The organism is Kitasatospora aureofaciens (assembly GCF_019192735.1).
Lineage (GTDB): Bacteria > Actinomycetota > Actinomycetes > Streptomycetales > Streptomycetaceae > Kitasatospora > Kitasatospora aureofaciens_A.
This window is the reverse complement of the sequence record NZ_JAHTKP010000156.1, coordinates 1-1,673: the sequence shown is the minus strand read 5'-3', so window position 1 is coordinate 1,673 and position 1,673 is coordinate 1. Positions and strand designations below refer to the sequence as shown.

1 rRNA gene is annotated in these 1,673 nt (G+C 57.2%); it reads right to left on the bottom strand.

Annotated elements, in window-relative coordinates:
* Positions 1-1,615, bottom strand: a 23S ribosomal RNA gene (locus KV557_RS41685); the annotation flags it as partial.
* Positions 1,616-1,673 lie beyond the last annotated feature (58 nt).

The window sequence follows — 1,673 nt, the reverse complement described above, 5'->3', positions numbered from 1 at the left end:
TTGGGTCACCGGCTCCACCACGTCCCATTGTCCGAAGACTCCGGGCCGGCTTCACGGGCTTAGCATCAAGAGGTTCAGCGTTGGCGCTTCAAAGCGGGTACGGGAATATCAACCCGTTGTCCATCGACTACGCCTGTCGGCCTCGCCTTAGGTCCCGACTTACCCTGGGCAGATCAGCTTGACCCAGGAACCCTTGGTCAATCGGCGCAAGAGTTTCCCACTCTTGTATCGCTACTCATGCCTGCATTCTCACTCGTATACCGTCCACGACTGGTTTCCACCGCCGCTTCACCCGGCACACGACGCTCCCCTACCCATCACAGCCCCCGTTAGGAGTATTGCTGCAATGACACGACTTCGGTGATGTGCTTGAGCCCCGCTACATTGTCGGCGCGGAATCACTTGACCAGTGAGCTATTACGCACTCTTTCAAGGGTGGCTGCTTCTAAGCCAACCTCCTGGTTGTCTCTGCGACTCCACATCCTTTCCCACTTAGCACACGCTTAGGGACCTTAGTCGGTGTTCTGGGCTGTTTCCCTCTCGACCATGGAGCTTATCCCCCACAGTCTCACTGCCACGCTCTCACTTACCGGCATTCGGAGTTTGGCTAAGGTCAGTAACCCGGTGAGGCCCATCGCCTATCCAGTGCTCTACCTCCGGCAAGAAACACGTGACGCTGCACCTAAATGCATTTCGGGGAGAACCAGCTATCACGGAGTTTGATTGGCCTTTCACCCCTAACCACAGGTCATCCCCCAGGTTTTCAACCCTGGTGGGTTCGGTCCTCCACACGGTCTTACCCGCGCTTCAACCTGCCCATGGCTAGATCACTCCGCTTCGGGTCTTGGGCATGCAACTCAAACGCCCTATTCGGACTCGCTTTCGCTACGGCTACCCCACACGGGTTAACCTCGCTACACACCGCAAACTCGCAGGCTCATTCTTCAAAAGGCACGCAGTCACGGCCATGATCCGAAGACCACGACGACGCTCCCACGGCTTGTAGGCACACGGTTTCAGGTACTATTTCACTCCGCTCCCGCGGTACTTTTCACCATTCCCTCACGGTACTATCCGCTATCGGTCACCAGGGAATATTTAGGCTTAGCGGGTGGTCCCGCCAGATTCACACGGGATTTCTCGGGCCCCGTGCTACTTGGGAAATGAGCAAGCAAGCCGCACAGATTTCGTCTACGGGGGTCTTACCCTCTACGCCGGACCTTTCGCATGTCCTTCGACTATCCATACGGTTTCTGACTCGCCCAGCCGCCGGCAGACGACTGAAGCTCACTCCCACAACCCCGTAATGGCAACCCCTGCCGGGTCTCACACCATCACGGTTTAGCCTCATCCGGTTTCGCTCGCCACTACTCCCGGAATCACGGTTGTTTTCTCTTCCTGCGGGTACTGAGATGTTTCACTTCCCCGCGTTCCCTCCACATACCCTATGTGTTCAGGTATGGGTGACAGCCCATGACGACTGCCGGGTTTCCCCATTCGGAAACCCCCGGATCAAAGCCTGGTTGACGGCTCCCCGGGGACTATCGTGGCCTCCCACGTCCTTCATCGGTTCCTGGTGCCAAGGCATCCACCGTGCGCCCTTAAAAACTTGGCCACAGATGCTCGCGTCCACTGTGCAGTTCTCAAACAACGACCAGTCACACACCCTCAAC